The sequence below is a fragment of the Bacillus sp. PS108 genome (genome assembly GCF_037963335.1).
Lineage (GTDB): Bacteria > Bacillota > Bacilli > Bacillales > Bacillaceae > Bacillus > Bacillus subtilis.
Genome location: NZ_CP150155.1, coordinates 2,959,006 through 2,984,804 on the forward strand (window position 1 = coordinate 2,959,006; position 25,799 = coordinate 2,984,804).

Consider the following 25,799-nt stretch of genomic DNA (forward strand, 5'->3'; position numbering starts at 1 on the left):
TCGTTTCTAGTCTATCCAGCGAATGCCTTTTTCGTACGAATCGTATAAAAATAAAAAAGACAGCTATTGAGAGTCTCATATGCTAATCAATAGCCGTCCTTTAAATTTTAGCGCTATAGCACAAACTTCGTCAAGCAAAACTCTTAAGATCTGATGCTAAATATAAGATAACCGTTCCGATGCCGTTTACTGCAACCGTTTTCTTGATTTCTGTTGGGTCTTCCTGAAATCCTGATGGATCACATAAAAGCCGATAAGGTATGTCGTTTGGCAGCCTCCACTCGACGGAGTCTGGACTCGCGTGATGGATAACAATGATATCTTTCCATTCGTCAACCTCGTCAAGATCATAAAGCCTGTATGCGATAAGGTGTTCTTTTAGCGTCAAGCATTCAAGATGGCGCTGGATGTCTGCAGCGGACCTAAGACGGAATGCAGGATGCGCTTTTCTCAGCGAGATCAGCCTGCGGATATAGTGAACATCTTCTTTGAATGTTTCACGGCGATCCCAGTCGAGCTGGTTGATGCTGTCACTGGATTGATAGCTGTTTTCCACTCCCTGCTTCGTCCGGAAAAATTCCTGGCCGCTGTGAATAAACGGCACCCCTTGGGCAAGCAAAATAATCGCGGCTGCAAGCCTTTGCCTGCTTCGCTTTCGGCTGTCATTTTCTTGAGGAAGCGCAAAGCTCATTTTATCCCAAAAGGTGTGATTGTCGTGTGATTCGACATAATTGATGGACTGGCTTGGTTCCGGAACAATCGGTGCTAATGCCTTCCATCCGGAAGACCCGGCAATTCCATGCATCACAGCTTGTGCTGATTCACCGCTGCCGAGCGCAAACCCTGCTGCCTTAAGGTGAAAGGTGTTCCCTTTTACAGCGTCACGAAACATATCATTAAAAAAGCCGATGCCCGGCATTCTTGGCGCGTTCGCCAAAGCAGCTTTCTGTTCATGCGGCAGCGGTGTAGCCAGATCCCACCCTTCTCCAAAAAGCAGGATTCCGGGCTTTGCCTTAGTTGCTTTCTCTTTCATATAAAGCACGGTGTCAATATCTAAAATCCCGAGGAGATCAAAGCGGAAGCCGTCAACATTGTATTCTTCAAGCCAATAGACCACGCAATCCGCAATGAATTTTCTTGCCATCCTTCTTTCTGATGCGATATCATTACCAACGCCGGTGCCGTTTGATGGCATCCCACATTCGTCGTGCCGGAAAAAATAACCTGGCACTGTCTTTTCAAAGGGGGAATTCTCCCTCTTATACACATGGTTAAAAACAACATCCAGAATGACTCGCAGACCGTGCTGATGCAGGGTATTGATCATTTGTTTCAGCTCTGTTTTTCTCGTTTGAGGATCATGAGGGTTTGAGGCATAGCTTCCCTCCGGGGCAAAGAAATGAAGCGGGTTATATCCCCAATTGTATGCATCAAGCGGCTTCTCTTCATCAACTCCGACAAAATCATTCACCGGCAGAAGCTCCACATGTGTAACACCGAGCTCTTTTATATACGCCAGTCCAGAAGAACTGCCATTTGCGGTTTGTGTATCAGTTTCCGTTAATGCTAAGTATTTTCCCTTGTTTATCATGCCGCTGTTTTCATGGATGGAGAAGTCGCGAAGGTGCGTCTCATAGATGACGGCATCCACAGGGTGTGAGAATGGTTTAAGAGGAGCAGTCCATTTCATTTGATCCGGGCGCAAGACGACGCCCTTCTCTCCATTTACAGTCACAGCCTTGGCATACGGGTCAACTGTTTCCATCCATTCTGAATTGTTGCAGATGCAAAACAAATACTCATATCCGTGAAGGTCACCTGTGACCGTAACGGCATAGACGCCTTTTTCCAACCGAGTCATTTGGAATGTGCGCCCGCTTTTATTGGGGTGTGAAAGCTTGACAGCAGCTGAGGTTGCAGCAGGCGCCCATACTTTAAATACGGTATGATCCGCGGTATAAACGGCGCCCAGCTCTCCGTCATAATAAAATTCGTCATCAAACGCTGCCGTCCGGATGACCGCGCCAATTTGGAGATCCGTTTTGTGGCCGCTGGATGCTCTGACGCAATGGATTTTTCCAAATGTCACAGGATGGTCGGATACGCAGACGTACTTGTATTTTGCTTCAAGGGAGTATTCCTCCCTGACAGCCAGAGGAAAATCTGTTATTTCTGTCTCAAGCCGAAACGGCGGTGTCATGATTTCCTTTTGTTCAGCAGGAATCAGAACAGTAATGATATTCATGTCATCGACATACGCTTCGAAGCTGCGGCGGATGCTGACCATCGGAAGCTCTCTCCTCCAAACACGTTTATGTTTTGATTCTTAGGGGGGAAGGACTAGATGCCAGACGAAACGGGGTAGTGCCCATGATTTCACCGTCAGCATGGAACGGGATTTTGTCCTTCGTGTAAAATGTAATGTCCTTCGCTTTAAACATCGTAACGCCATCCATCTTTGTATGTTTTCCAAATGCCATGAGACATAAAAGCCAATATTTTTTCAAAAACGGCTGGTTTTCAACGATTACGATATCAAATGTCTTCTCGCGCGGATTTGCTAAGGGCGCCGCCTTCATGCCTCCCCCGTAAAACGGATGGTTGGATACAACGGCAAACCAGACATCATGAAATTCGCGCGTCTCGTCTTCCGTCGTACAAGCTAACGTAAACGGCTTAAAGGTTGCCGAAGCGTGCAAATGAGAAAGCGGATACACAAGAAATCGAAGGCGGAGAAAAAGAAAAACCCGTCTCAACGGAAATTCCATCGCCTTTTTATTGACATATGCGTCAAACCCGATCCCGATATGATTCATAAAATAAAGAATCTGTGATTTATCCTGAAGGAAATTGACGCTCCCTAAATGAAAGGTTCTTGTTAACGGGCGCTTTACCTTCTTGATTTCCTGTATCAGATCGATTTTTTTAATAGAGAACCCTCGCGAAAAATCATTATACGCGCCCGCCGGCACAAAGCTCAGCTCAATATCGTCAACATCTTTCAGCCCGTTGACAACTTCATGCATGGTTCCGTCTCCGCCAATGACGATCAGGCGCTTCAGCTTATATTCCTGTATCGTTGAAATCTGTCTGGCGAGCACCTCTGCGTGTCCCGGATGTTCAGTTAAAAATGAACGGTGCTCAACCTTTCGTTTGATCAATTCTTTTTGAATGGACTTCCAAACACGCAGGCCGTTTCGATGTCCTGCTGTCGGATTAATAATAAAAAACCAATGGCTCATCTTTCTCACCTGCTTATGTTATGAGAAAACCGCTCAAATCGTTCTCTTTTACTCCAGCCACTCCTGTCTGCGATAGGAGTCAGACATGCAGTAAGACAATAGAGCCTTTGCAGCCTTTACCTGATGATGTTTGATCGGAGCAGTGTTTTTCTTCTGCCGCTCAATCCATTCTTCCGCGCTCCGCTTATCCGCTATTTCTAAGCCGTATGGCGGCTCCGGGTAATCGATGTACGACGTTCTGCTCAGAAGCAATTTTCGAACCGGGATCTCAGCCTGTTTTTCCTTTACGATCTTTGACACAACCGAGTCCGTACGAAACAGGCTAAGCCCTGGATTTAACACTGATGCAGTCTGAGAGGCTGTTTTCTTGTCCCAAAAACGATTTTTAGACCCTATGTAGACACTGTCTTCCTCAGCCTCTAAAAAAGAAACGCAATAAATTTCCAGAGGAGAAATAATCACAATGCTTAATTCAACCGCCGCCTGCTGAATTTTCAGCACAGGCTTATACATAATAAAATAAGAATCAGGCAGCTGCTGGGTCAGATAACGCAAAATGCGGTCCTGCTTCACCTGGTTTGAGAGTTGAGATATTTCTGAAAGAGTAGAGCTTGCCCATTTGAGCTGAAAATCATATAAATGCCTTTTATAAAAAGAAGCAAGCGCCACCCTGCTCTTCGGGAGCCTTACATGAATATCTTCTTCGTCCTCAAACCATTGGTGTCTCTCTTCTTGTATATCGGCTTTTATCTCTTCTTTTCTTCTTTTCAATGAAAATTTTTTTCGTTTCTGCACCGGTTCCGGTTCTTCAGCTCTGGCTTGCCTTTCTTCATGCTGGCGTTCCGCTGCTTCTACTAGTGAAAGCCAGCGCTCTTTTTTCAGACGTACAAACTGGTTGATATAATGGTACGGATCAAGCTCATATCTTGATATATAATCATGAATTTTGATGATTTGTGCCATGTTTGTTTCTCCACTCCGCAATGAATTAAGATAATTGAAATTTGAATATTTCCTCGTATTTTGGTGATTGGTTCAAGTGTATTTGAAAGAGCGAAAACCGCTCAGCCATCATCGAAACCTCGCCGCTTTCAAACGGAACATGAGCTGGAAATCCTTCTTCGCCTGTCCATTTTCTTGCCAGCGTCATATGAGGATGATACGGTCTTTTTTCCACTTGAAAGCCGGCCTGAAGGACAGCCTGCTTCGTATGTTCCCGCAGTCTATCAAGCGTTTTGTTTTTCTTTGGCTCCAGATGTAAAACGCGCGGCCTTCTGCGGTCGCCGAATACATCTATCTTGCCAAACTCAATTGAAAATGGGTCAATTTCTGAAGCAATCTCTGCTAGCGAACCTTCAAGCTTCTTTATTTGTGTCTCATCCGCCGCTCCGAGAAAAATTAACGTGATATGATAGTCAAGCGGGTGCACCCATTTTTGAAACGCCAATACCGGTTCGTTTTTCGCAGCCTGGTAGATCGGATTTGCAATTCCCTCAGGTATGGGAACGCCGATGAAATAATGAGGCCGTATATCTGGCATCCGTCTGACACTCCCTTCTTTGACAGCTATTATTTTATCAATAAAGAGGCTGTGCGGATAGAGGAATAGTGTATGAAAACACTCTCGCACAAACGTTTATTATGTTAGGATATTATATGACACTTGTTTTATTCAGAAAGGAATGACAATGTTGAAAATCGTTGCAAACACAGCTGATCTGATAGGAGATACACCGCTAGTGAGATTGAATCGGCTTCAGCCGGAAAATGCGGCACAAGTCTATTTAAAGCTTGAATTTTTCAATCCGAGCGGCAGTGTGAAAGACAGAGCCGCTTATCAAATGATCATAGAAGCTGAACAAAACGGTTTACTCAAGCCGGGATCAGTTATTATAGAGCCGACAAGCGGAAATACCGGCATCGGGCTCGCCATGAATGCGGCAGCACGCGGATATAAAGCAATTTTAGTTATGCCTGATACAATGACGAAGGAACGGATCAACCTGCTTAAAGCTTACGGCGCAGAGGTTGTATTAACTCCCGGAGAGGAAAGAATGCCGGGCAGCATCAAAAAAGCGAAGGAGCTTGCCGAACAAATTCCGAACAGCTATATTCCAATGCAGTTCGATAACACTGCCAATCCTGATGCGCACCGGAAAACAACAGCGCCTGAAATCGCCCGGGCAATAGAGGAAATCGGAAAACCGCTCGGCGCTTTTGTAGCCTCCTCTGGAACGGGCGGAACCATTACCGGAACAGGTGAGGCGCTCAAAGAGCTTTTTCCGGATATCACGGTCCATGTTGTTGAGCCAGCGGGTTCGCCTGTATTATCCGGCGGAAAACCTGGCGCTCATAAACTTGTAGGAACGAGCCCAGGCTTTATACCGCCGATTTTAAATGAAGACGTTTATGATGAAATTATCAAAATCTCTGATGAAGACGCGTATACGACGACAAGACGGCTTGCTGCTGAAGAAGGAATTCTTGTCGGTCCTTCATCAGGCGCTGCCTGCTTCGCGGCAATCGAAACAGCGAAACGCCTCTCTCCTGACAAAGTTGTGGTCTGCATGACAGCTGATACAGGAGAACGGTACTTATCAACTGATTTATGGTCATTTATTTAAAAAAAGGACTGGCTTCAGCAGAAGCCGGTCCTTTTATTTTGCAAGCTCGTAAATGGCCTGAGCATATAACGCTGTCGATCTCAGCAGGTCATCAATTTCGATATATTCATCCTTTTGGTGTGCGCTGTCAGGGCGTCCGGGGAACAGCGGGCCGAACGCGACACCGGCTTTTAAGGATCTCGCATAAGTCCCCCCGCCGATTGAGATTAAGTCAGCTTTTTTACCCAGCTGGCCTTCATAAACCTTTTGCAGGGTTTTGACTAACGGATGATCTGCGGACACGTGATGCGGCTTGCTGTCTTTGAATTCTCCCAGCTCAAATTCAGATGCGCTTTCGAATGTATCGCGGATCACTTTGCTTTCTGCTGTCACAGGATAGCGGATATTGATCCCGAGCTCGCCTCCTTGCCCTTCTTTATAGCGCAGTGTTCCGACATTTAATGTCAGCTCTCCGCTGATTTCATCCTCACAGTCGATGTCCAGTTTTTTTCCTCTTGTATCACCTGAGAACTTATCTGTCACAACTTGCACAAACCGCTTTCCTGCATCGTCAAGCTCAGTCTGCTGGAGAAATTCGCACAATAAAATGCCGGCATTGATCCCATTGTTCGGTTCCATCGCATGGCAGGAAAGACCGTACATACGCAAAATGAGCTGTCCGTTCTCTATTGCAGCTTCCCCTTTTTGGTCCGTCGTGCGGAGCATGTCTTTAAATGAAGACAGAATCTCTTCATTTTTCGGCCCTTCAATGACAGCTTCCGCAGCGTCGGGCACCATGTTTAAGCGAAGGCCTGATTGAAACGAGACAAGCACTGCCTTTGGTTCAGCTTGATTTGGGCGGTGCGGAATAAGTAAAGAAGCATCGATGATCCCTTTTTCCGCATTAATGATCGGAAAATCGGCGTCAGGCGCAAAGCCCATTGTTGGCATTTCTTCATGCTTGAAATAATGCTCTACGCATCTCCAATCACTTTCTTCATCTGTTCCGATAATCATTCTGACTCGCTTGGACAGGGGCAAATTCATGTCTTTCACGATTTTCAGCGCGTAGAATGCCGCCATTGTCGGGCCTTTGTCATCAATGGCGCCCCTTGCATAAATCCGTCCGTTGCGGATTTCAGCTGAAAATGGATCACTCGTCCACCCATCTCCCGGCGGCACGACGTCAACATGGCAAAGTACGCCGATAATGTCATCGCCCTCCCCCCATTCAATATGACCTGCGAAGCCGTCAAGATTTTTTGTTGTAAAGCCTTCTTTTTCTCCAAGCTCCAGCAATGAAGTCAGGCTGGCATTTACCCCTTCTCCAAACGGTTTACCGGGTCCGGCGGTTGTTTCGTCCATGACACTGTTGATTCTCAAAAATTCCTGTGTATCACGAATTAAATCCTCTTTTTTTCTGATCACTTCAACTTCCCAGTTCATAATGATCCCCTTTCCGCAAGAAATGACTTGCAAAAACCAAATAAAACGAATAATATTAATGGTGTTTTGTTAAAACGTTCGTAATTGGAGGATACTATGTTTCATCTAAAAGAGCAGCAAACATCCATAAAGCAAGAAATCATAGCAGGGCTGACGACCTTTTTCACAATGGTCTATATCGTCGTGGTCAATCCGGTCATTCTGGCTAACGCCGGGGTTCCTTTCGACCAGGTGTTCACCGCAACGATTATTGCCTCCATTGTCGGAACGCTGTGGATGGCCCTGGCAGCAAATTATCCGATTGCTATTGCGCCCGGCATGGGCTTGAACGCTTATTTAGCCTTTCATGTCGTAAGCGCAAGCGATGGCGGCATCACGTACGCAACAGCTTTCAGCGCAGTATTTACAGCAGGGGTTCTCTTCATTATTCTATCGTTAACGCCTTTAAGAAAACAACTTATAGAAGCGATTCCAAACAATTTAAAATACGGGATCACAACAGGGATCGGGCTGTTTATTGCTTTTATCGGTTTGCGTCAAGCGGGAATTGTGGCAGCTGATGAGTCAAACCTGGTCACTCTCGGCAATCTGCATTCACCTGGTGTTATTTTAACGCTGGTCGGCCTTTTGATCAGCGTGGTCCTGATGGTGCTGAATGTAAGCGGCGCTTTATTTATCGGAATGGCAGCTACCGCTTTGATCGCCTTTTTCACCGGTCAGCTCCATTTTTCAAAGGGATTTATGTCGCTTCCTCATTTGCCGGAAGGATTGATGATCTCAAATCCATTTACCGCTTTTGGCGATGTCATTCATCACGGCCTGTACGCTGTCGTCTTTTCTTTTCTATTAGTCACCATTTTTGATACGACAGGCACGATGATCGGAGTTGCCGAGCAAGCCGGGCTGATGAAAAACAACAAGCTGCCGAACGTGCGAAAAGCGCTGCTTGCTGATTCAACCGCGACGACAGTAGGAGCTGTTTTCGGCACAAGTCCGACGACTGCATTTATCGAGTCTTCCGCCGGTGTCGCAGCCGGGGGAAGAACGGGGCTTACGGCTTTGACTGTCGCGGTGATGTTTGCGGCTTCAATGTTTTTCAGTCCGCTTGTCAGCGCCTTGTCAGGTATAGCCGCCATCACCTCGCCTGCTTTGATTATCGTCGGCAGCCTGATGATGGGCTCAGTTTCCAATATGAACTGGAAAGAGATGGACGAGGCATTTCCTGCGTTTCTCGTCATTCTAGCCATGCCTTTGACCTCGAGCATTTCTACAGGAATCGCGCTTGGCTTTATTTCGTACCCAATTGTAAAAGCGGCGCGGGGAAAATGGAGAGAGATTCATCCGCTCGTCATCGTTTTCGCCATTCTGTTTTTCATCCAGCTGTTTATTTTATAAGGATAGACCAAAAAACCCAAACGTCGCCGTTTGGGTTTTTTATGTAAACAATAAAGAGACAGCGGCCGCTAAAAAACAACAGGCGGCAAACGCATAGTGCAGGATGTTGATACAGCTTTTTCTGGCCCGATAATATTCATCACTTTCCTTATCGGTGCCAATTAAAAAAGGGGCATCCATGACCTTGTCAAAAATAAGCGTCAGGATATAACGGCAAACCCCTGTGTATACCAGCAGCGCAATCACCTTCAGCCAAATTGGGGAAACAAATATGAGAACAGTGAAAGCTGACAGTAGCATGTACATCTGCCTTGCATACTCGCCATTCCTCAGCATAACTTTAAAAAACAACTCCTTATAGCCTGTGCAGATCGTTCGTCTTTTAAATATCCTTTTTGAATTTCGGTATAATAATGGTTTTCTTCTCATCCTGTCTTTTACTTTTGGCATTCCCGCCTCCTGACTCATCATCATCACAAGTCCTGCAAGGGCAAGCCTGCTTTTTTTCTCTTCAGTCACCTCAGCTTCAAAAGCCGTGAACGAGGCTGTCTTTTTCAAACTGCGGATAACTGAGAAAAACAAAAATAAAATGCCAAAAAGCGCAAGCAAGTGCCGCTCAGTAAAAACAATCAGGATAGCAGAACCAGCAAAAAGAATAGCTCTGACAAGGGTATCGCCAATCCATCTCGAAATGGAGCGCGGCTTTCTGATCCTGTCTTGCTTTAAGGATAAAAAGAATATATGAAGGCCAAACAAATAACACAATAGAGCAGTGCTTTCTGCGAATGTGATGAGAACAGAATGACTGATCAAGGGAAGGACAATGAAAAAGAGAAGCAGCCATTTAGCCAGCGTGGCCAGAAAAGAATACAAAAGCGCATACCGTTTGAGCTGATAGATGATTTCCTTCTTTTGCAGCAAAAACACTTTGTCCGCTTCCATTAAAAATGTACGAATCGAACCTGTAAACATGATCAGCACACACACAGCATACAGCCATCTCCATTCCGCCACTTCAGACCACTCATAAAGAAGGCCTCTTCCGTTCATCAAATCAATATACTGATAGATGACAAAAGCAATCGCCGGCAAAACGATATAGAGAGCGACTGTCCAGTCAATGACCGCATGCAACACTTTAAACTGATACTTATAATAGTCAAACAGCCTTCGAAAAAAGAGCGTACGCCCGTTCATAGCCGATCACCTTGAACTGCCTTATAAAAACAGTCAAGCAATGACTGCCCCTCTAATCCGGTCTTGTCCTGAACATCTTTTAACGTGCCTTGGAGAAATAATGAACCTTTCTCAATCATATAAAACCGGTCACAGATTTTTTCCGCGGTATCGAGTACATGCGTGCACATAAGAATTCCGGCTCCACGTTCTTTTTCAGCCTTAAGCATGTCCACAAAGCGTTTCGTCGATATCGGATCAAGGCCGATAAACGGTTCATCAATCACATACATATCCGGCTTAGAGAGAAAGGCCTGGATAAGCATTAGTTTTTGCTGCATGCCCTTCGAAAAGGTGACAGGCAGCTCATGTTTGACATGATCTAGCGAAAACGTCTGCAGCAGGCTTTGGGCCCGATGCGCAAATTCACTCTCTTCAATGCCGTGAAGTGTGCTGATCAGATCCAAATGCTCCCACAGCGTCAGTTCTTCGTAGAAGGACGGATGCTCCGGAATATATGCAAATGAACAGTCGTTCCAGGCAATATGCCCTTTAAAATCTTCTGAAAGGCCGAGTATCGCCTTGATTGCGGTGCTTTTTCCTGCGCCGTTAGCTCCGATCAGTCCAACCAGTTCCCCTTTTCTGACTTCCAGAAAAACATCGGTGAGCACTTTTTTTCGGCTTGTATACCCGGCCTGTTCTATTGAAGCTTCAAGCAAATTTGTCAAAACTCTCCCACCTCCAAAATTTACTACGAAATAGAATAAAAAAAGTTTCTTTAACCATAATAATATTGAGCCGAAATACATAGTAATCCAACAAGGATGGCTGCCCAACGCGAAATTGGAAAAAATTAATAGGAGTTATCCCTAGATTCATCACTGCAATATCGTGTATAATGAGGGCGAATTATTTTAACAATTACAGATGTCTGCCTTTGTTGCTATTTCGTACGCAGTTGATAGTCGTGAGTTGTGGTTAGTCAAGTCCATCCGATCTTATGATAGGGAGTGGTTTTTTGAAACCTTCAACAAACCGTATGCTAACTCGAATCAAATCAGTTTACATGTTTATTCAAGAAAAAGGTCTTGTGACAACACAGGAACTGGTTGACGAATTCGGCATTACACCTAGAACGATTCAAAGAGACTTAAATGTGTTGGCATATAATGATCTTGTTCATAGTCCAAGCCGTGGCAAGTGGGAGACAACGAGAAAGAAAGTAAAGATTACCTCATAAATTGAAAATTACATAGGGCCGCCTGAGAGCGGTCCGATAGATAACAGGGCGAAGAAACTACTGAGCCTTGTTTTTGTGTGCTTATAAATAAAACCCCGCATTCGGTATGCGGGGTTTTTGTCATGCTTGCGGCTCATTTAGCAAATGAAGCTCTTCCTCTGTCAGCTCACGGTATTCTCCGGGTGCCAGAGCGGGATCTAGGGAAACGCGTCCCATCGAAAGCCGCTTCAGATAAACCACTTCATTGCCGACTGCCTTTGCCATTTGCTTGACCTGATGGTATTTTCCTTCTGTAATTGTCAGATATATAACGGTATTGCCACTGTCGTTTGTTTTGATTTCCGCTTTTGCCGGCTTTGTTTTATAGCCGCCCTCTATGTAGACACCCGTTTCCAAATCGGAAATGTCTTCCCGAGAAATCTGTGATTTTAAATGGACTTCATACGTTTTTGGAACATGCTTTTTAGGAGAAAGGAGCCGATGTGCGAGCTGGCCGTCATTTGTGAGCAGCAAAAAGCCCTCTGTATCTTTATCAAGCCTGCCGGCTGGAAATGGCTCAAATCTCATCTCCTCCGGCGTCAGCAGATCGACCACTGTTTGCTGCCGGCTGTCCTCAGTCGCCGACAGCACGCCCTGCGGTTTATTCATCATAAGATAAATGAACTCTCGATAATCAACCGGTTCCCCGTATACGGTCACCTCCTGCGTATCAGGATCAACGTGCTCCTTTACATCTTTGGCAGGTTTGCCGTCGATCATCACGGCTCCAGCCTTCACAACGGCTTTGACTTCTTTTCTGGAACCATACCCGCTGTTGGCAAGCAGCTTATCAAGTCTCATTCCCAATCTCTCCTTTATAAAAGAAAGCCCGCAGCATGCGAGCCCTCAGTTTCATCATATCTAGTTCATCAGCCTGCATGTCTGCCTTTCCTTAAGAAACCTGGCAAACGGCGGCCTAAAATTTTCTGCAAAAATCCTAATCGGTAGCCGCAATACAGGTAGACAGCTCCGCCAACAGCGGCCGCGATCACCACAACAATCGCAGCTTGCATCTGGCCATCCTGATAGGAAATAAAGAAGCCTAATACCCACTGCACGATTTTCACGGCAATACCCATAATGGCTGATAAGACCAGCATCAAAACAGTTCGTTTAACAAGTATCTTATACGAATAGCCTGCATGGCGCTTAATCATGATAAACCCATATAAAAGGGAAGCGATATATCCAAGCGCCGTCGCTAAAATCGCTCCGTCAGCCTGCATCAGCTTGATCAGCGGAACATTCAGCACAAGCTTGATCACGACACCGATCACAAGGCTGACAACCGCAAATTTTTGCTTATTGATGCCCTGCAGAATAGCTGCGTTGACTGTAAACAAAGAGAACAGAATTGCGACTGGCGAATACCAAAGCAAAATGTTTGCCCCCAGTTCAGGATGAAGGCTCTCTGACCCGTAAAAGAACGTATACGTCGGTCCTGACAATAGAGAGATCCCGACAACAGCCGGAATAATTAAAAACAGGATCGTCTGCATCGTTTGATTAATCTGCTGATTTAACAGCTTATAGTTTCCGCTTGTAAACGATTCAGTAATCGTTGGAATTAATGTCAGTCCAAAAGCAGTTGCTAGGGAAACCGGGATCATCACGAGCTTCTGAACATACAGGGTTAGAATCGCAAGCATGTCCTGGCTGATGGCTTGATGACCGGCTTCAATCATCGCTTTGTTAAACGTATTTGTATCAATATAGTTATACAAAGGGATGGCTAGTCCGACAAAAACGTACGGAGCAGCATAGCTGAACAGCTCGAAAAACATTTTCTTGTAGCTTAGGTTTGCTGTCGGACCCGTATTCGGCATCATCGCCAGCAGGCTGCCCTTCCGTTTGTTCCAATAAATATAAAGCACGACCAGCCCTCCGAAGGCACCGATCAGCGCTGCGAAGGTTGCATAGCCCACAGCGATGACAAGGCCGCCGTTGAAAACCTTCAAAATCAAGAATGTCGCACTCAATAGAAAGATGATGCGGACAATCTGTTCAACGACTTGGGAAACAGCTGTCGGACCCATCATTTGGTGCCCTTGAAAGAATCCGCGGACAAGGCTCATAATCGGTACGACCAAAAGCGCTAAGCTGACCATGCGGATGACATAAACAACATGATCAATTGTCAGGCCGTTATTATCCTTGCCTCCCAGCGATATTTCCGCAAACATCGGAGCCGATAGATACAGAATGAAAAAGGCTATCATTCCTGTGACGAGCATAACCGACATGCCCGCCTTGAGCATTTTCCTGCTTGTCTCATAATCCCCTTTTGAATTATATTTGGAAACAAATTTAGAAACAGCGGCCGGAAAGCCCATCGTAGCAATATTCAAAAATAAAGTGTATTGGTTGTATCCGTATTGAAATAATGCACCGCCTGTCGCCCCGACCATAATGCTGAAGGGAATTAAATAGACCATCCCCAGAATCCGCGATATATATGTACCGAGCGTTAATACAAACGTGCCTCTTAACAGTTTGCTTGACATGTTTCTTCATCACCATTTTCTACGAAGATTCAACTTTTCTATTTTACCACAACTGGGCATTTAGACGGTAATAAATACAAAAGCAATCCTGTGAACATTCATGTCCGCGGCAAAAGACGTTTAAGGAGCGGCTTTCTTTCGCTATAATAGTACTGCGGACGGGGTGTCCGCACACGAAATGAAAAGAAAGTTGATGATAAAGATGAAACAATATGACGTAATCGTAATCGGCGGAGGCCCTTCAGGCTTGATGGCTGCGATTGCAGCAGGAGAACAGGGCGCTGGCGTGTTGCTGATAGATAAAGGAAATAAATTAGGACGGAAACTCGCGATTTCCGGGGGCGGCCGCTGTAATGTGACGAACCGCCTTCCTGTGGAAGAAATTATCAAGCACATTCCCGGCAACGGGCGTTTTTTATACAGCGCGTTTTCTGAATTTAATAATGAGGACATTATCAAGTTTTTTGAAAACCTCGGCATTCAATTGAAGGAAGAGGATCACGGCCGGATGTTTCCTGTGACCGACAAAGCCCAAAGTGTCGTTGACGCGCTGTTAAACAGGCTGAAGCAGCTCCGCGTAACAATCAGAACGAACGAGAAAATTAAATCTGTTTTATATGAAGATGGACAGGCAGCAGGGATTGTGACGAATAATGGCGAAATGATCCATAGCCAGGCAGTCATTATTGCTGTAGGCGGTAAAAGCGTGCCTCATACCGGAAGCACGGGAGACGGCTATGAATGGGCTGAAGCCGCGGGCCATACCATAACAGAGCTGTTTCCGACAGAGGTTCCCGTCACTTCTGGCGAACCGTTCATTAAGCAAAAAACACTTCAGGGCTTATCACTAAGAGATGTAGCCGTCAGTGTGTTAAATAAAAAAGGCAAACCGATTATCACACATAAAATGGACATGCTGTTTACCCATTTCGGCCTCTCAGGACCTGCCATTCTCAGATGCAGCCAATTTGTCGTAAAAGAGCTGAAAAAACAGCCTCAAGTGCCGATCAGAATCGACTTGTATCCGGATATCAATGAAGAAACGCTTTTCCAAAAGATGTATAAAGAACTGAAGGAAGCACCGAAAAAAACCATTAAAAACGTGCTGAAGCCTTGGATGCAGGAGCGCTATCTCCTATTCCTGCTCGAAAAAAACGGCATCTCTCCGAACGTATCGTTTTCTGAGCTGCCGAAGGATCCTTTCAGACAATTTGTAAGGGACTGCAAGCAGTTTACTGTCCTCGCAAATGGCACACTGTCGCTTGATAAGGCATTTGTCACGGGAGGCGGGGTATCTGTAAAAGAAATTGACCCGAAAAAAATGGCTTCTAAAAAAATGGAGGGGCTTTATTTTTGCGGTGAAATTCTGGATATCCATGGCTACACAGGCGGATACAATATTACCTCCGCCCTTGTCACAGGCAGGCTTGCAGGGCTAAATGCCGGGCAATACGCCCGTTCTTAATCATTACTCTTTAAATCTCTTGCCGCCAAACTCACATTTGAACATTCCCCGCATTCATGTTAGGGTGAGACTTGTTTTGTTTCACCTGATTGCGGGGTAATTTTAAGAGAGGAATGAGCTGCCATCGTACGACCATACTAAGCCTGCGAGCAAGATATAGGCGTACACAAAAAATTAGAGGGTGAGAAATGTTGAAACATATATCTAGTGTATTTTGGATTGTGATTGCAATCACAGCTGCAGCTGTATTATGGGGTGTTATTTCTCCTGACAGCCTGCAAAATGTGTCTCAATCGGCACAAGCATTTATTACCGATTCATTTGGTTGGTATTATCTTTTAGTTGTCTCTTTGTTTGTCGGGTTTTGTCTCTTTTTGATTTTCAGCCCGATCGGAAAAATCAAACTCGGAAAGCCTGATGAAAAACCGGAATTCGGGTTATTATCATGGTTTGCCATGCTGTTCAGCGCAGGCATGGGAATCGGCTTAGTATTCTACGGTGCGGCTGAACCGATCAGCCATTACGCAATTAGCTCTCCATCAGGTGAAACAGAAACCCCCCAAGCCTTCAGAGATGCACTCCGCTATACGTTTTTCCACTGGGGTTTGCACGCTTGGGCCATTTATGCCATTGTGGCATTATGCATTGCCTATTTCCAATTCCGCAAAGGCGCACCCGGGTTAATCAGCAGCACACTGTCACCGATTCTCGGGGATAAAGTAAACGGACCGATCGGAAAGGCCATTGACTGTATTGCAGTTTTCGCCACTGTTGTCGGGGTGTCAACAAGTCTTGGTCTTGGCGCAACCCAAATTAACGGCGGTTTGAATTACCTGTTCGGCATTCCGAATGCGTTTATCGTCCAATTGGTTTTAATCATTATTGTGACAGTGCTCTTTTTACTTTCTGCGTGGAGCGGACTCGGAAAAGGAATTAAGTATTTAAGCAACACAAACATGGTATTGGCCGGATTGTTAATGTTGTTTATGCTCGTTGTCGGTCCTACAGTGCTGATCATGAACTCATTTACAGATTCTATCGGACAATACATTCAAAATATCGTTCAAATGAGCTTCAGACTGACACCGAATGATCCTGAAAAACGCGAATGGATTAATAGCTGGACGATTTTCTATTGGGCATGGTGGATTTCCTGGTCTCCATTTGTCGGCATTTTCATCGCCCGTGTATCCAGAGGCCGGACGATCCGCGAATTTTTAATCGGCGTCTTGGTGACACCTTGTATTTTGACATTTCTATGGTTCTCCATTTTCGGCGTATCAGCCATGGATCTCCAGCAAAAAGGCACGTTCAATGTAGCAAAGCTGTCCACTGAAACGATGCTGTTCGGAACACTTGATCACTATCCGCTGACAATGGTGACATCGATCCTTGCATTGATTCTGATCGCAGTATTCTTTATCACGTCAGCTGATTCAGCTACATTCGTGCTGGGCATGCAGACGTCGTACGGTTCTTTAAATCCGGCGAATTCTGTGAAACTCAGCTGGGGTATCATTCAGTCCGCCATGGCGGCTGTGCTCCTATATTCCGGAGGGCTTGCCGCTTTGCAGAACACAGCGATTCTGGCAGCGCTGCCGTTTTCTATCGTTATCCTGCTGATGATTGCCTCTCTCTATCAATCGCTCTCAAAAGAAAGAAGAGAGATCAAAAAAGCGGAGAAACTCGATAAACCGAGAAGTCCAAGAGTGAAAAAAGCATATTAACAAAAAAGATCTTTCCGCAGGCGCGGGAAGATCTTTTTATTTGCGATATAAAATAAGGGCGGAAAAACAGTAAAGCTGCTCGCCGTCTGGGTCGCACGCCGCCGAAACCGTATATTTGATATCAATCAGCTGCTCCTCCGATATCCCTTTTAAAAATGAATTGATTTCCGTTTGTAAGTCTTTTTCATGCTCTTCATCAAATACCGCTACCTTCAGCATTTTATCCGCTCTCCTTTCTCTATCAATCTATTCCGTTTGGAACAGCGTTATGATAGAGAAATGATGATTATCTCGTTTCCGGATAAAAAGCTTTCCGTATATGGGATTTCCTCTGTGGCTCGCCGCCGTGCTGCTCCACTTTCAGCAGCACGGCATAAACAATGCGCATATGACAGTAGCTGATCAGGCTGACGCTGAAAAAAGGGACAATGCCCGGCAGGTACGCAAGCAAGAAAAAGAGAGCAACAGTCAGCGCAAGCATAGCAAGCGTATATTGCAAATACGCCACACTGAGCAAGAGCGAAAATTTCACATACAGACGTTTTTTCCAGTCAAAATGGACAAGCAGCGGAAACACATAAAAAAGCATGGATACGAACAAAAAGCCAAATATCATAATGGCGAAGCGCAGGATGTGCAGAAGAAAATGACTTGGATAGATGAAGGCCAAATCAATATAAATGATCACTCCGATGAGCGCCAGTACAGCGCCGAGCAGATTTGAACGAAAAAATTCACCCTTGTATTCCTGCCAAAACGTTTTGAGCACCGGAACGTTGTCCTGCCCCTGGATCCACTTCCGCATGACAGCGAATAAAGCCGCGGTCGCGGGCATGATGCCAAACACACCGAGACCGAGCAACGTAAAAAACAGCCACAGCAAGTTTGTATACGCAAATCTCATAATCCATTCGCAAAAACGCAGCATCCGTCCCAGTGAGCCATCATGTTCCATGGCGCCCCCTCCTTTTTTGCATTATACATTCTGCATCTGAAAAAGCTCTTTCATGCCGATCGGCTTCTTTTCGGCAACCGAGCGCCACATTCCCTCACCAACCGCGATGGAGTAGGCTCCAGCTTCAGCCCCGGCTAAAATATCATAGCGGCGCAGCGGGTCTTTTCCTAAAAAAAGATCCTCAAGCAAAAGCGGATCACCTCCGCCATGCCCCCCTTCATTTTTGACCACTTGTATCGTCTGCTTTGATTCAAAAAGCGGATAGTAATCGATTGTCTGCTCAGGAAAAGCAAACGGAATTCTGGAAGGTTCGTGAAATTCATTTGATTCAATACGCCCTTTTGTGCCGTTGATCGTCAGCCGGTAGCCTTCATATGGGGCCGAAAAAATAATCGAGTAGCTTAACAGTGCGCCGCCATCATATTTGACTGCCGCCACGTACGTATCCTCGATGTCAATTTCCTCGTCAAAAATACACGCGTCAGGCCTGTATGCAGTATATAAGCTAGACTGGTCTCCTGCTTCGAGATGATCATCTTTTATAGAAGCTTTAGAGGAACGGGGATGCCACCTTGAATAGTAGTGGCATTTTTCTTTGACCCGGCACGTCCCGCAAAAACGCCCGTCTTCTTCCGGCAAGGGGTTCCACTCACTGTCCGGCCCATAGTAATTCAAGGCGCCATAAGCAAATACCTCTTCCGGATTTTGCCCAAGCCACCAATTGACGAGATCAAAGTGATGTGTTGATTTATGGACAGAAAGACCGCCGGAAAACTGTCTCGACCTGTTCCAGCGTTTAAAATAGCTGGCGCCATGATACGTATCAATATACCAATTTAAATCAACGGAGGTGACCCTGCCTATTTTTCCGTCCAGAATCATTTCTTTTATTTTCCGATGAAACGGGCTGTAGCGATAGTTAAACGCGACGGTGACTTTTCCTTCGCTTTTGGCCTCTGCTTCAAGCACCCGATTCGCATCCTGCACTGTTGTCACCATTGGTTTTTCAGTAATTACATCTGTATCCCACTGAAGGCTTTTTACAATATATGTGACATGCGTATCGTCCCTGCCTGCCACAATGACGATATCAGGCTTTGAGACGCGCATCATCTCGTCAAAAGCATCTTCGCTAAACTCAGGCACGTGGGCCAGCTCGGGAAATTTCTTCTTGCAAACGGCAAAACGTTTCGGATCGGCATCCAGCAATCCCGTAATCTCATAATGAGTTGAAAACCGCTCCAACAGCGGTTTGATAAACATACTGAATGCTCTGCTGCTCAATCCGCAAAAGACGATGTTCTTCAATATCCTCACCTCTATCGGGCTTCAGTTAGTTGAGAAATCAGCTGCAGCGCTTCCTCTGTTTTTTCAGCATACACAGGGATAAACGCCGCCATATCGCGATTCAATCGAAAAGAATAGCCGTTCAGCTGTTTTTTCCCTTTTTCGATCTGAACGGCATAGATCGTTTTTTCTCCTGTTTTTTTATTAACAGTTGTATAAGGAGATGTTTTTTCAGGAGGCAATCCGTTTAACGGCTGAAAATTTTCCGGATCATCGTAAGCTTGAAACATGTCTTCAGGCACGATGAAAACATCTCCCTCATGGGCGGTAATTTCAGTCAGCAGTTTTTCCTGAAAAGCTGGAAAGATATCGACCTTCCCGGCATTCTGCTCGGCGGCCTTTTTTATTTTTTCCTGTACGCCAGCCTGCATATCAGAAAAGAGAATGACATGCATTCCGTCCGGCCTGCTTGAGCATGATGCCAAAAAGAGGACTGAGACGATCACACACAAAGCCGTACGTATACCTGTCATCATTTCTCTACTGACCTAAAAAGAGTCTCCAGCTCTGTCATAGCCAAAATAAACGCACCAGCCCCGTGCAGATCGTTTGTGCTTCTTTCGCGGCTGACATAATAGTCATAAAAACCGGCTGACGTTCCGACACATATGTCTTTGACGAGAAACGCGCCGTCTTCTGATGTTTCGGTTTTATGCTGAATCAAGCCTTGATACGCTTTAAGTAGTGTTGTTTCGTAAGCTCTGTCTAGATAGCCTTCATTGATTCCTTTTGCGATTGCGTACATGTACAGACAGGATCCAGAGCTTTCCAGCCAGTTATCAGATCTGTCTCCCTTATCAACGATCTGATACCATAGCCCCGTCTCTTTGTCTTGATAGCGGCAGATGCTTTCCATCATGTCCTGCAGCGTGTTTTTCCACACATGACGGTTTGGATGCTTCTTCGGCAGCTCTTCAATCATGTCAGCAAGAGACATGACGTACCAGCCGATGGAACGTGCCCAAAATTCCGGTGAACAGCCTGTCTCTTCATTGGCCCAAGGCATTTTTTTCGCTTCATCCCAGGCGTGATAAAAAAGTCCGGTTTTTGCATCCTTCGTATGCTTTCTCATCAATGACTCCTGCAGCACGACCTGATCAAACAGCTCCGGCTCCTGCTTCAGATTGGCATATTTCAGTGCGAACGGCCCCCCCATGTATAAGCCGTCAAGCCACATTTGGTAAGGATAACCGTCTTTGTGCCAAAAACCGCCCTCAGACGTCCGGTTCAGTGTTCCATATAAGCCGCGCAGCCTTTTTGCCGCTTTGACATACCGTTCATCCTTCGTCTGCTCGTATAATGGAAAAAGAATGAGACCCGCTTGAATGGCGTCCAGTTCGTCTCTTCTAAATAATAGATTGCCATAATCATCGATTAAGAGATCTGCATAAGCCTTCGCATACTCAAAATACCGCTTTTCCCCGGTTGCTTCCCACAGCCGCAATACACCGCATAAGAAAACACCCTGGTGGTAGTGCCAGCGGTTTGCAGGAGGCAGCTCCTCGACTGTGTACGTATTCATAATGGTTTTTGCCAATGCCTCCGCGTACGTAAGAGGCGATTTTACAGCGATTGATTGATCCATTGATCCCATCCCTTTCTTAATAAATTCCTTCCTCGCCAAATTTCTTCGCCAAACGATTCGCAAGCATGACCAAAATCAGCCCGACCGCTGCTTTAAATACGCCGACTGCTGTACTGTAGCTGAATTGGCCCTGTTTCAGCCCTGCAGTATAAACATACGTATCAAAAATTTCCGCCACTTCCCTGTTTGTCGCATTTAACAGCAAATACACATGCTCGAAGCCAAGCTCCAGCGTGTCTCCGATTTTCAAAATCAGCAAAACGACGATAACGCTTTTAATGGCGGGCAGCGTAATATGCCACATTTGCCGCAGCCGTCCCGCTCCGTCCATTTTCGCCGCTTCATACAGCTGGGGGTCAACCGCTGTAATGGCCGCCAGATAAATGATCGTCGACCAGCCTGCTTCCCTCCAGATAACCTGCAGAATATACAGGGGCCGGAACCATTCTTCGTTCAGCAGAAAATTGATTTTTTCACCGCCAAAAAACACAATCAGTTCATTAATCAAGCCTCCGTCTACCGTTAACAGCACAAACGAAAGCGATACAACAATGACCCAAGACATAAAATGCGGGATATAAATCAGCGTCTGAACAAATTTTTTAAAGAGAGCAATCCGCACTTCGTTCAATAAAAGCGCCAGCAGTATCGGCACCGGGAAAAATATGGCCAGGTTCAAAGCAAATAACACGAGCGTGTTTTTTAACAAGAGAAAAAATGTAGGCTCAGTAAACAGCCTGATAAAATGCTTCAGCCCCACCCACTCACTGCCCAAAATGCCGAGGAACGGCTGATAATCCTGAAATGCAATCACAATTCCCCACATCGGGACATACTTAAAAAGCAAAAAATAAATACACCCCGGCAAAATCATCAAGTACAAATATTTTTGCTGAATCAGCTTACTTAGTAAGCGCTTTCTTTTTTCTTTTTTAAAAATGACTGTATCAACAGCCGGCGCTTGCGCTTCTGCTGTTTTCATTTTTTCCCAGCCTCCTTTCACGAGTTCTTGCATTCACTGTAGCGCAGAGGCAAAAGTCCGTCTACAATCATATGATCACATCCTGTTTTATCCCTTTATAATCAAGGGTTCAGCCGGTCCACCTGAAAAAAAGACACCGATATTAGAAAATGATTATTGACAATATCTATCAATCTTTGGATTAATTGTATTAAGGTGAAGTGGATGTTATGAAATGGGGGGGTTTTATGAAAAGAAGCCAATACAAGTTTTACTACAAACTGATCACGTTTTTCTGCCTGCTCAGCACCATTCCGGTTATTTTGGTCGGATTGTTTTCGTACGAGCACTCTCAGAAAACGGCTATTTCCAACGTTTCGGAGGAAAAATTCGACACACTCCAGCAGACCCAGCAAAGCATCGAGCATATATTGAAAACCGTCGATCACTCTTTAACCCACTATGTGAGTTCGCCGCCTCTCCTTCGCACATTGTCCGAGCCTTTGCACTCAGACCAATTCCAAATCTATAACCAAGTGAACCAAGAGCTCAATTATCTGCAAAGCTTTGATACCGATCTGTCCAACATGACGTTAGTCAGTTATACGAAAAAATGGTACATGAACAATTCTGGTTTGTACCGTTTGAATACAGATACTCTTCATGAAGCAGCCTCAGCATACACGAAACACAAAGCGAGCCGTTCCTATTGGACGCTTGAGGAAAACAATCATTTGATTTCAACCAAAGAAGGCACATCAGAAAACTGCCGCTACAATATCAATTTAATTAAGCAGCTTCCTTTGAACAGCACAAATACAAAGGGATTGGCCGCCGCAAGCATCCCGAGCTGCTCGCTTGTCAAAAATATGCCTGGCTATTCAAACGCCAACAACCTGTTTATCATCGATGAAAAAGGCCGCATCATCCTTCATAACAATATGTCTGACGTTGGTGAAACTCTTCATAACGACGGCTTTGTCCAAAAAGTGCTGGCGCAAACCGCCAATAGCGGACAGTTTGAAACAGTTATTGACCGGATTCATTATAAAGTCACCTATCAAAAATCTGACTATAATACATGGACTTATTTTTCTCTCGTTTCCCTGCCTGAGCTAAAAAAAGAAGCCAAATCAATCGGCTGGATCACTTTTGCAGTATGCCTTATTTTGTTAACGCTTTCATTATTGTTCTCCTGGCTGGGCTCCCGCCATTTTTACAAGCCGATCAGGGTGCTTTACGAATCATTCGCAAGACATGGAGCCATACAAGAGAAACAACAGCCTCCTCAAAATGAATTTGAGTTAATTGAACAGAGCTTTAAACAGCTGAAGGACCGAAATGACGACCTTGAGGAAACGATGAAGCAGCAGGCCACTCATCTGCAGCAATATTTTATGGTCAGGCTTATGCTTGGAAAACTGACGGATGAGGAGGTTGATAACCGTTTTGAAAGCCTCGGCTTAAAGCAAAATTGGCGGCACCTTGCCCTGCTTGTACTCCAAATTGACACACTGAATCATACGCCTTATGAGAAAAAAGATATGGATCTGCTTTTGTTTGCCGTCAACAGCCTGATTGAGCGATGCATCCCGACGGACAAACATCTTGCCCCCGCCGTAGTTGACAAACAGCAGGCGACGATTTTGATCAACCAAAGCGGGACAAAAGAAGAATTCATGGCTGAGCTGAATGAGACTGCAAGGATGATTCAGGAAAAAGCGGAAGCTGAGCTGCATCTGTCTGTCAGCATCGGCATCAGCCAGCCGTTTGATGTGCTGACAAAAGCGAAAACAGCCTATGCGGAAGGCTCAGAAGCGTTGAAATACCGGCTTAAAGCGGAAAACAAGTCGATCATTTTTTACGAAGACCTTGACCAGAAAAAAACCTTCAAAACCCATTTTCCAAAGCAGCTTCAGCATGAGCTGTTTGATGCCGTTAAAGCAGGAGACAAGGAGAAAGCGGATAAATGCCTGCACGCGATTTTGCAAGCCATTTTCACCCAGAACACCAACCCGTATCAATTTCAAATCGCCATCGCCCGTTTTTTGAACCATGTGATTGAGCTGATGCATGTGCTCGGGATCGAATTGTTTGAGCTTGAAGAAAACAAAATGCTGTATGATCAAATTTTTGAGCTGAAAACGTTCGAGGATACCGAAAACTGGCTAAAGAATGAGTTTATTGATCCGATGACAGACAAAGTGAACGCCCGCGCGGATGCCCAGTACAAAAATATTTCCGACAACATCATTCATATCATCCATCATGAATTTGAATCCGAATTGACACTGGACGAAATCGCGCGCAGGCTGCATTACAACCCAAATTATTTAAGCAGCATTTTCAAAAAAGAAATGGGAATTTCATTCAGCGAGTATGTCTCAAGCTACCGACACCATATGGCGAAAAGCTGGCTTGCCGAAACAGACATGGCGGTCAAGGACATTGCCGAAAAGCTGAAATATAAAAACTCGCAAAATTTTATCAGATCATTTAAGAAGCTGGAGGGGATTACACCGGGAAACTACCGCCAGCAAAAAAGAAGCATGTAAAAAACCCAAAACCGCTTGCGCGTTTTGGGTTTTTCCAATGTTATTTTGCTTGTTTAAACGCTTCTTCGTATTCCTGAATAATTTGTTTTCCTCCGCTTGACTCCCATTTTTCCACTTCTTTATCGAACTGGCTTTCTGTGATGTCTCCAATCATATATTTATAAGTCGCGTCATCAATGATTTTCTTCAGTTCATCACCCCGTTCCGACTCCGATGCGGAATACAGGCTTTCAGCCGGGTTTGAGACGATAATCTTTTCATTGTCCTCGGTCAGCTCCTCGTACGCCGTCCGAAGCGGATCTCCAGTGTTTTTTAAGTAGGCTTTATCAATGGCAATTAAGGCGGACAGCGGCTGAATATCAGTCTGCCAGTCTTTTACCTGGCTTTCTTTGCGTGTGAACGTTTTGTCCTCACCTTTGTTGTAATGAACGCCGTCAATGCCATAAGTCATCAGGCTATAGACATCTTCTTCGGCAATTCGGTCAAAAAAAGCCAAGATCCGTTTAAGCTCAGCTTCCGTTTTCACACTCGTTTTCGGGAAAGCAAACACGCCGTTATGGCCTCCTGATGCCCATATCCGCTCTTTCCCATCTGGGCCTTTTATGCGGTTGATGATCTCGAGCTTCATCGATTTATCAGAGGCATGGTCGCGCAGATTGACCGCATCTACCATATTGCCAATATAAATTCCGGCTTTTCCTTGAGAAAACAGCTCCTGCTGCTGGGTTTTGCTTGTGACGGGAAAATCCTTATTCATATACCCGTTATCACGCAGCTTTTTCATATAGTTCATCGTGTCTTTGTATTCCTGTGTCATGAAATCAGGCGTGAATTTGCCGCCCGATTCCTTCCAATCTGTCGGCATGCCTTCATACGAGCCAATCGTTTTAAACGCACCGTAAATCAAGTCATTACGGTCTGTCAGCCCGATCGTATTATCTTCCCCATCCTTGTCCGGGTCGTCCTCCGTAAATGCTTTGGCCACTTCATAAAGTTCATCCAACGTTTTCGGGGTTTTCAAATTTAAATTGTCCAGCCAGTCCTTCCGAATGACGATCCCCTGTCTGGAAAGCGGGCGCTCTCTGTATATCCCGTAGAGCTTGCCGTCAATTGTCACATTTTTATTAATGAGTTTGTTCATTTTGTTTAAGTTGGGATAATCCTTGATATAATCGCCGATTTCCCAAAACATTCCTGACCGAAAGGCATTCATGACTGACGAATTTTTAATATCCTGGATGGTCACGATTTGCGGAAGATTGCCGGCTGCAAGCGCTGCATTCAGCCTGTCTTCTTTCACCGCGTCTGGAACCCAGGTGATGTCGAGTTCTGTATTTGTCAGCTTTTCAATTTCTTTAATCGCCCTGTCTTTCGGCGGCTGCTGGTGATACAAAATCGCCATCCAAGACAGCTTTACCTTTGAATCTGGGCCAGCTTTGCCTTCAGCCGAAGACTGATCAGCTCCTTTACAGCCCGCCAGCACTCCGCCGAGTGCCAGTACAAGCACAATCAAAAGCACCCTCCATTTGTTTCCCATCGTACCCCTCCGTTTCATATTT

22 protein-coding genes are annotated in these 25,799 nt (G+C 45.3%); 6 read left to right on the plus strand and 16 right to left on the minus strand.

Annotated features, from left to right (window positions below):
- Positions 1–130 precede the first annotated feature (130 nt).
- Genes pulA through thpR form a run of 4 tightly spaced genes read right to left on the minus strand, consistent with a single transcriptional unit; the run spans position 131 to position 4,782 of the window.
- Positions 131–2,287, minus strand: a complete 2,157-nt coding sequence (gene pulA, locus NSQ16_RS15425; RefSeq protein WP_327837389.1) for a type I pullulanase — start codon at positions 2,285–2,287, stop codon at positions 131–133.
- Positions 2,288–2,312: 25 nt separating this feature from the next.
- Positions 2,313–3,242: a diacylglycerol kinase family lipid kinase gene (locus NSQ16_RS15430; RefSeq protein ID WP_003229243.1), complete on the minus strand. Its 930-nt coding sequence runs from the start codon at positions 3,240–3,242 to the stop codon at positions 2,313–2,315.
- 48 nt (positions 3,243–3,290) lie between these two features.
- On the minus strand, positions 3,291–4,205 hold the full coding sequence (locus NSQ16_RS15435; RefSeq protein WP_029726421.1) for a hypothetical protein: 915 nt from the start codon (positions 4,203–4,205) through the stop codon (positions 3,291–3,293).
- Between the two features lie 25 nt (positions 4,206–4,230).
- A complete protein-coding gene (gene thpR / locus NSQ16_RS15440; RefSeq protein ID WP_160245741.1) occupies positions 4,231–4,782 on the minus strand; it encodes an RNA 2',3'-cyclic phosphodiesterase in 552 nt (183 codons plus the stop codon).
- Between the two features lie 148 nt (positions 4,783–4,930).
- On the opposite strand from thpR, the gene cysK reads away from it, so the two are divergent.
- Positions 4,931–5,866 (plus strand): cysteine synthase A, encoded by a 936-nt coding sequence (cysK, locus tag NSQ16_RS15445; RefSeq protein ID WP_003229237.1) that lies wholly within the window; start codon positions 4,931–4,933, stop codon positions 5,864–5,866.
- Between the two features lie 33 nt (positions 5,867–5,899).
- Here the strand turns inward: cysK and pepV are convergent, their stop codons facing one another.
- On the minus strand, positions 5,900–7,291 hold the full coding sequence (gene pepV, locus NSQ16_RS15450) for a dipeptidase PepV (RefSeq protein ID WP_004399126.1): 1,392 nt from the start codon (positions 7,289–7,291) through the stop codon (positions 5,900–5,902).
- Between the two features lie 96 nt (positions 7,292–7,387).
- On the opposite strand from pepV, the gene pbuO reads away from it, so the two are divergent.
- Positions 7,388–8,686 (plus strand): hypoxanthine/guanine permease PbuO, encoded by a 1,299-nt coding sequence (pbuO, locus tag NSQ16_RS15455; protein ID WP_003229234.1) that lies wholly within the window; start codon positions 7,388–7,390, stop codon positions 8,684–8,686.
- Positions 8,687–8,725: 39 nt separating this feature from the next.
- Here the strand turns inward: pbuO and NSQ16_RS15460 are convergent, their stop codons facing one another.
- Both NSQ16_RS15460 and NSQ16_RS15465 read right to left on the minus strand, forming a co-directional pair.
- Positions 8,726–9,883: an ABC transporter permease gene (locus NSQ16_RS15460; protein WP_003229232.1), complete on the minus strand. Its 1,158-nt coding sequence runs from the start codon at positions 9,881–9,883 to the stop codon at positions 8,726–8,728.
- The gene (locus NSQ16_RS15465) at positions 9,880–10,590 is read right to left on the minus strand and encodes an ABC transporter ATP-binding protein (protein WP_003229230.1); all 711 of its coding nucleotides are present in this window, start codon (positions 10,588–10,590) and stop codon (positions 9,880–9,882) included. The genes NSQ16_RS15460 and NSQ16_RS15465 overlap by 4 nt, the downstream gene beginning before the upstream one ends.
- 290 nt (positions 10,591–10,880) lie before the next feature.
- Here NSQ16_RS15465 and NSQ16_RS15470 point away from each other — a divergent pair, with 290 nt between their 5' ends.
- Entirely contained in the window at positions 10,881–11,102 is a 222-nt protein-coding gene (locus NSQ16_RS15470) for a DeoR family transcriptional regulator (RefSeq protein WP_003152337.1), read from the plus strand.
- Between the two features lie 120 nt (positions 11,103–11,222).
- Here the strand turns inward: NSQ16_RS15470 and NSQ16_RS15475 are convergent, their stop codons facing one another.
- Positions 11,223–11,942 carry a pseudouridine synthase gene (locus NSQ16_RS15475; RefSeq protein ID WP_003229226.1) on the minus strand — a complete coding sequence of 240 codons (720 nt, stop codon included), beginning with the start codon at positions 11,940–11,942 and terminating at the stop codon, positions 11,223–11,225.
- A 68-nt stretch (positions 11,943–12,010) separates the two neighbouring features.
- Entirely contained in the window at positions 12,011–13,645 is a 1,635-nt protein-coding gene (gene murJ, locus NSQ16_RS15480; RefSeq protein ID WP_110109462.1) for a lipid II flippase MurJ, read from the minus strand.
- A gap of 202 nt (positions 13,646–13,847) precedes the next feature.
- On the opposite strand from murJ, the gene NSQ16_RS15485 reads away from it, so the two are divergent.
- Together NSQ16_RS15485 and opuD are read left to right on the plus strand one after the other, a co-directional pair.
- Positions 13,848–15,110, plus strand: coding sequence for an NAD(P)/FAD-dependent oxidoreductase (locus NSQ16_RS15485; RefSeq protein WP_003229222.1), 1,263 nt, complete (start codon positions 13,848–13,850; stop codon positions 15,108–15,110).
- Between the two features lie 188 nt (positions 15,111–15,298).
- Positions 15,299–16,837, plus strand: coding sequence for a glycine betaine transporter OpuD (gene opuD / locus NSQ16_RS15490; RefSeq protein WP_015384403.1), 1,539 nt, complete (start codon positions 15,299–15,301; stop codon positions 16,835–16,837).
- Positions 16,838–16,873: 36 nt separating this feature from the next.
- Here opuD and NSQ16_RS15495 read toward each other — a convergent pair whose 3' ends face one another.
- The 6 genes from NSQ16_RS15495 to rmgP form a co-directional block, all read right to left on the minus strand.
- Positions 16,874–17,056 (minus strand): sporulation protein Cse60, encoded by a 183-nt coding sequence (locus NSQ16_RS15495; RefSeq protein WP_003223398.1) that lies wholly within the window; start codon positions 17,054–17,056, stop codon positions 16,874–16,876.
- Between the two features lie 67 nt (positions 17,057–17,123).
- Positions 17,124–17,792, minus strand: a complete 669-nt coding sequence (locus NSQ16_RS15500) for a YesL family protein (RefSeq protein ID WP_015251427.1) — start codon at positions 17,790–17,792, stop codon at positions 17,124–17,126.
- Positions 17,793–17,813: 21 nt separating this feature from the next.
- Positions 17,814–19,100 carry a Gfo/Idh/MocA family oxidoreductase gene (locus tag NSQ16_RS15505; RefSeq protein ID WP_015714542.1) on the minus strand — a complete coding sequence of 429 codons (1,287 nt, stop codon included), beginning with the start codon at positions 19,098–19,100 and terminating at the stop codon, positions 17,814–17,816.
- A gap of 11 nt (positions 19,101–19,111) precedes the next feature.
- A complete protein-coding gene (gene rmgS / locus NSQ16_RS15510; protein WP_074794659.1) occupies positions 19,112–19,615 on the minus strand; it encodes a rhamnogalaturonan transport/degradation protein RmgS in 504 nt (167 codons plus the stop codon).
- Positions 19,612–20,733 carry an unsaturated rhamnogalacturonyl hydrolase gene (gene rmgQ, locus NSQ16_RS15515; protein ID WP_133516487.1) on the minus strand — a complete coding sequence of 374 codons (1,122 nt, stop codon included), beginning with the start codon at positions 20,731–20,733 and terminating at the stop codon, positions 19,612–19,614. Before rmgQ ends, rmgS begins: the two co-directional genes overlap by 4 nt.
- Before the next feature lie 7 nt (positions 20,734–20,740).
- A complete protein-coding gene (gene rmgP, locus NSQ16_RS15520; protein WP_015251423.1) occupies positions 20,741–21,706 on the minus strand; it encodes a polygalacturonan/rhamnogalacturonan ABC transporter permease in 966 nt (321 codons plus the stop codon).
- Positions 21,707–21,915: 209 nt separating this feature from the next.
- Here rmgP and NSQ16_RS15525 point away from each other — a divergent pair, with 209 nt between their 5' ends.
- Positions 21,916–24,240 (plus strand): helix-turn-helix domain-containing protein, encoded by a 2,325-nt coding sequence (locus tag NSQ16_RS15525; RefSeq protein WP_339232272.1) that lies wholly within the window; start codon positions 21,916–21,918, stop codon positions 24,238–24,240.
- Between the two features lie 40 nt (positions 24,241–24,280).
- On the opposite strand, the gene NSQ16_RS15530 is transcribed toward NSQ16_RS15525, so the two are convergent.
- Positions 24,281–25,777: an extracellular solute-binding protein gene (locus tag NSQ16_RS15530; protein WP_339232273.1), complete on the minus strand. Its 1,497-nt coding sequence runs from the start codon at positions 25,775–25,777 to the stop codon at positions 24,281–24,283.
- Between the last annotated feature and the right edge of the window lie 22 nt (positions 25,778–25,799).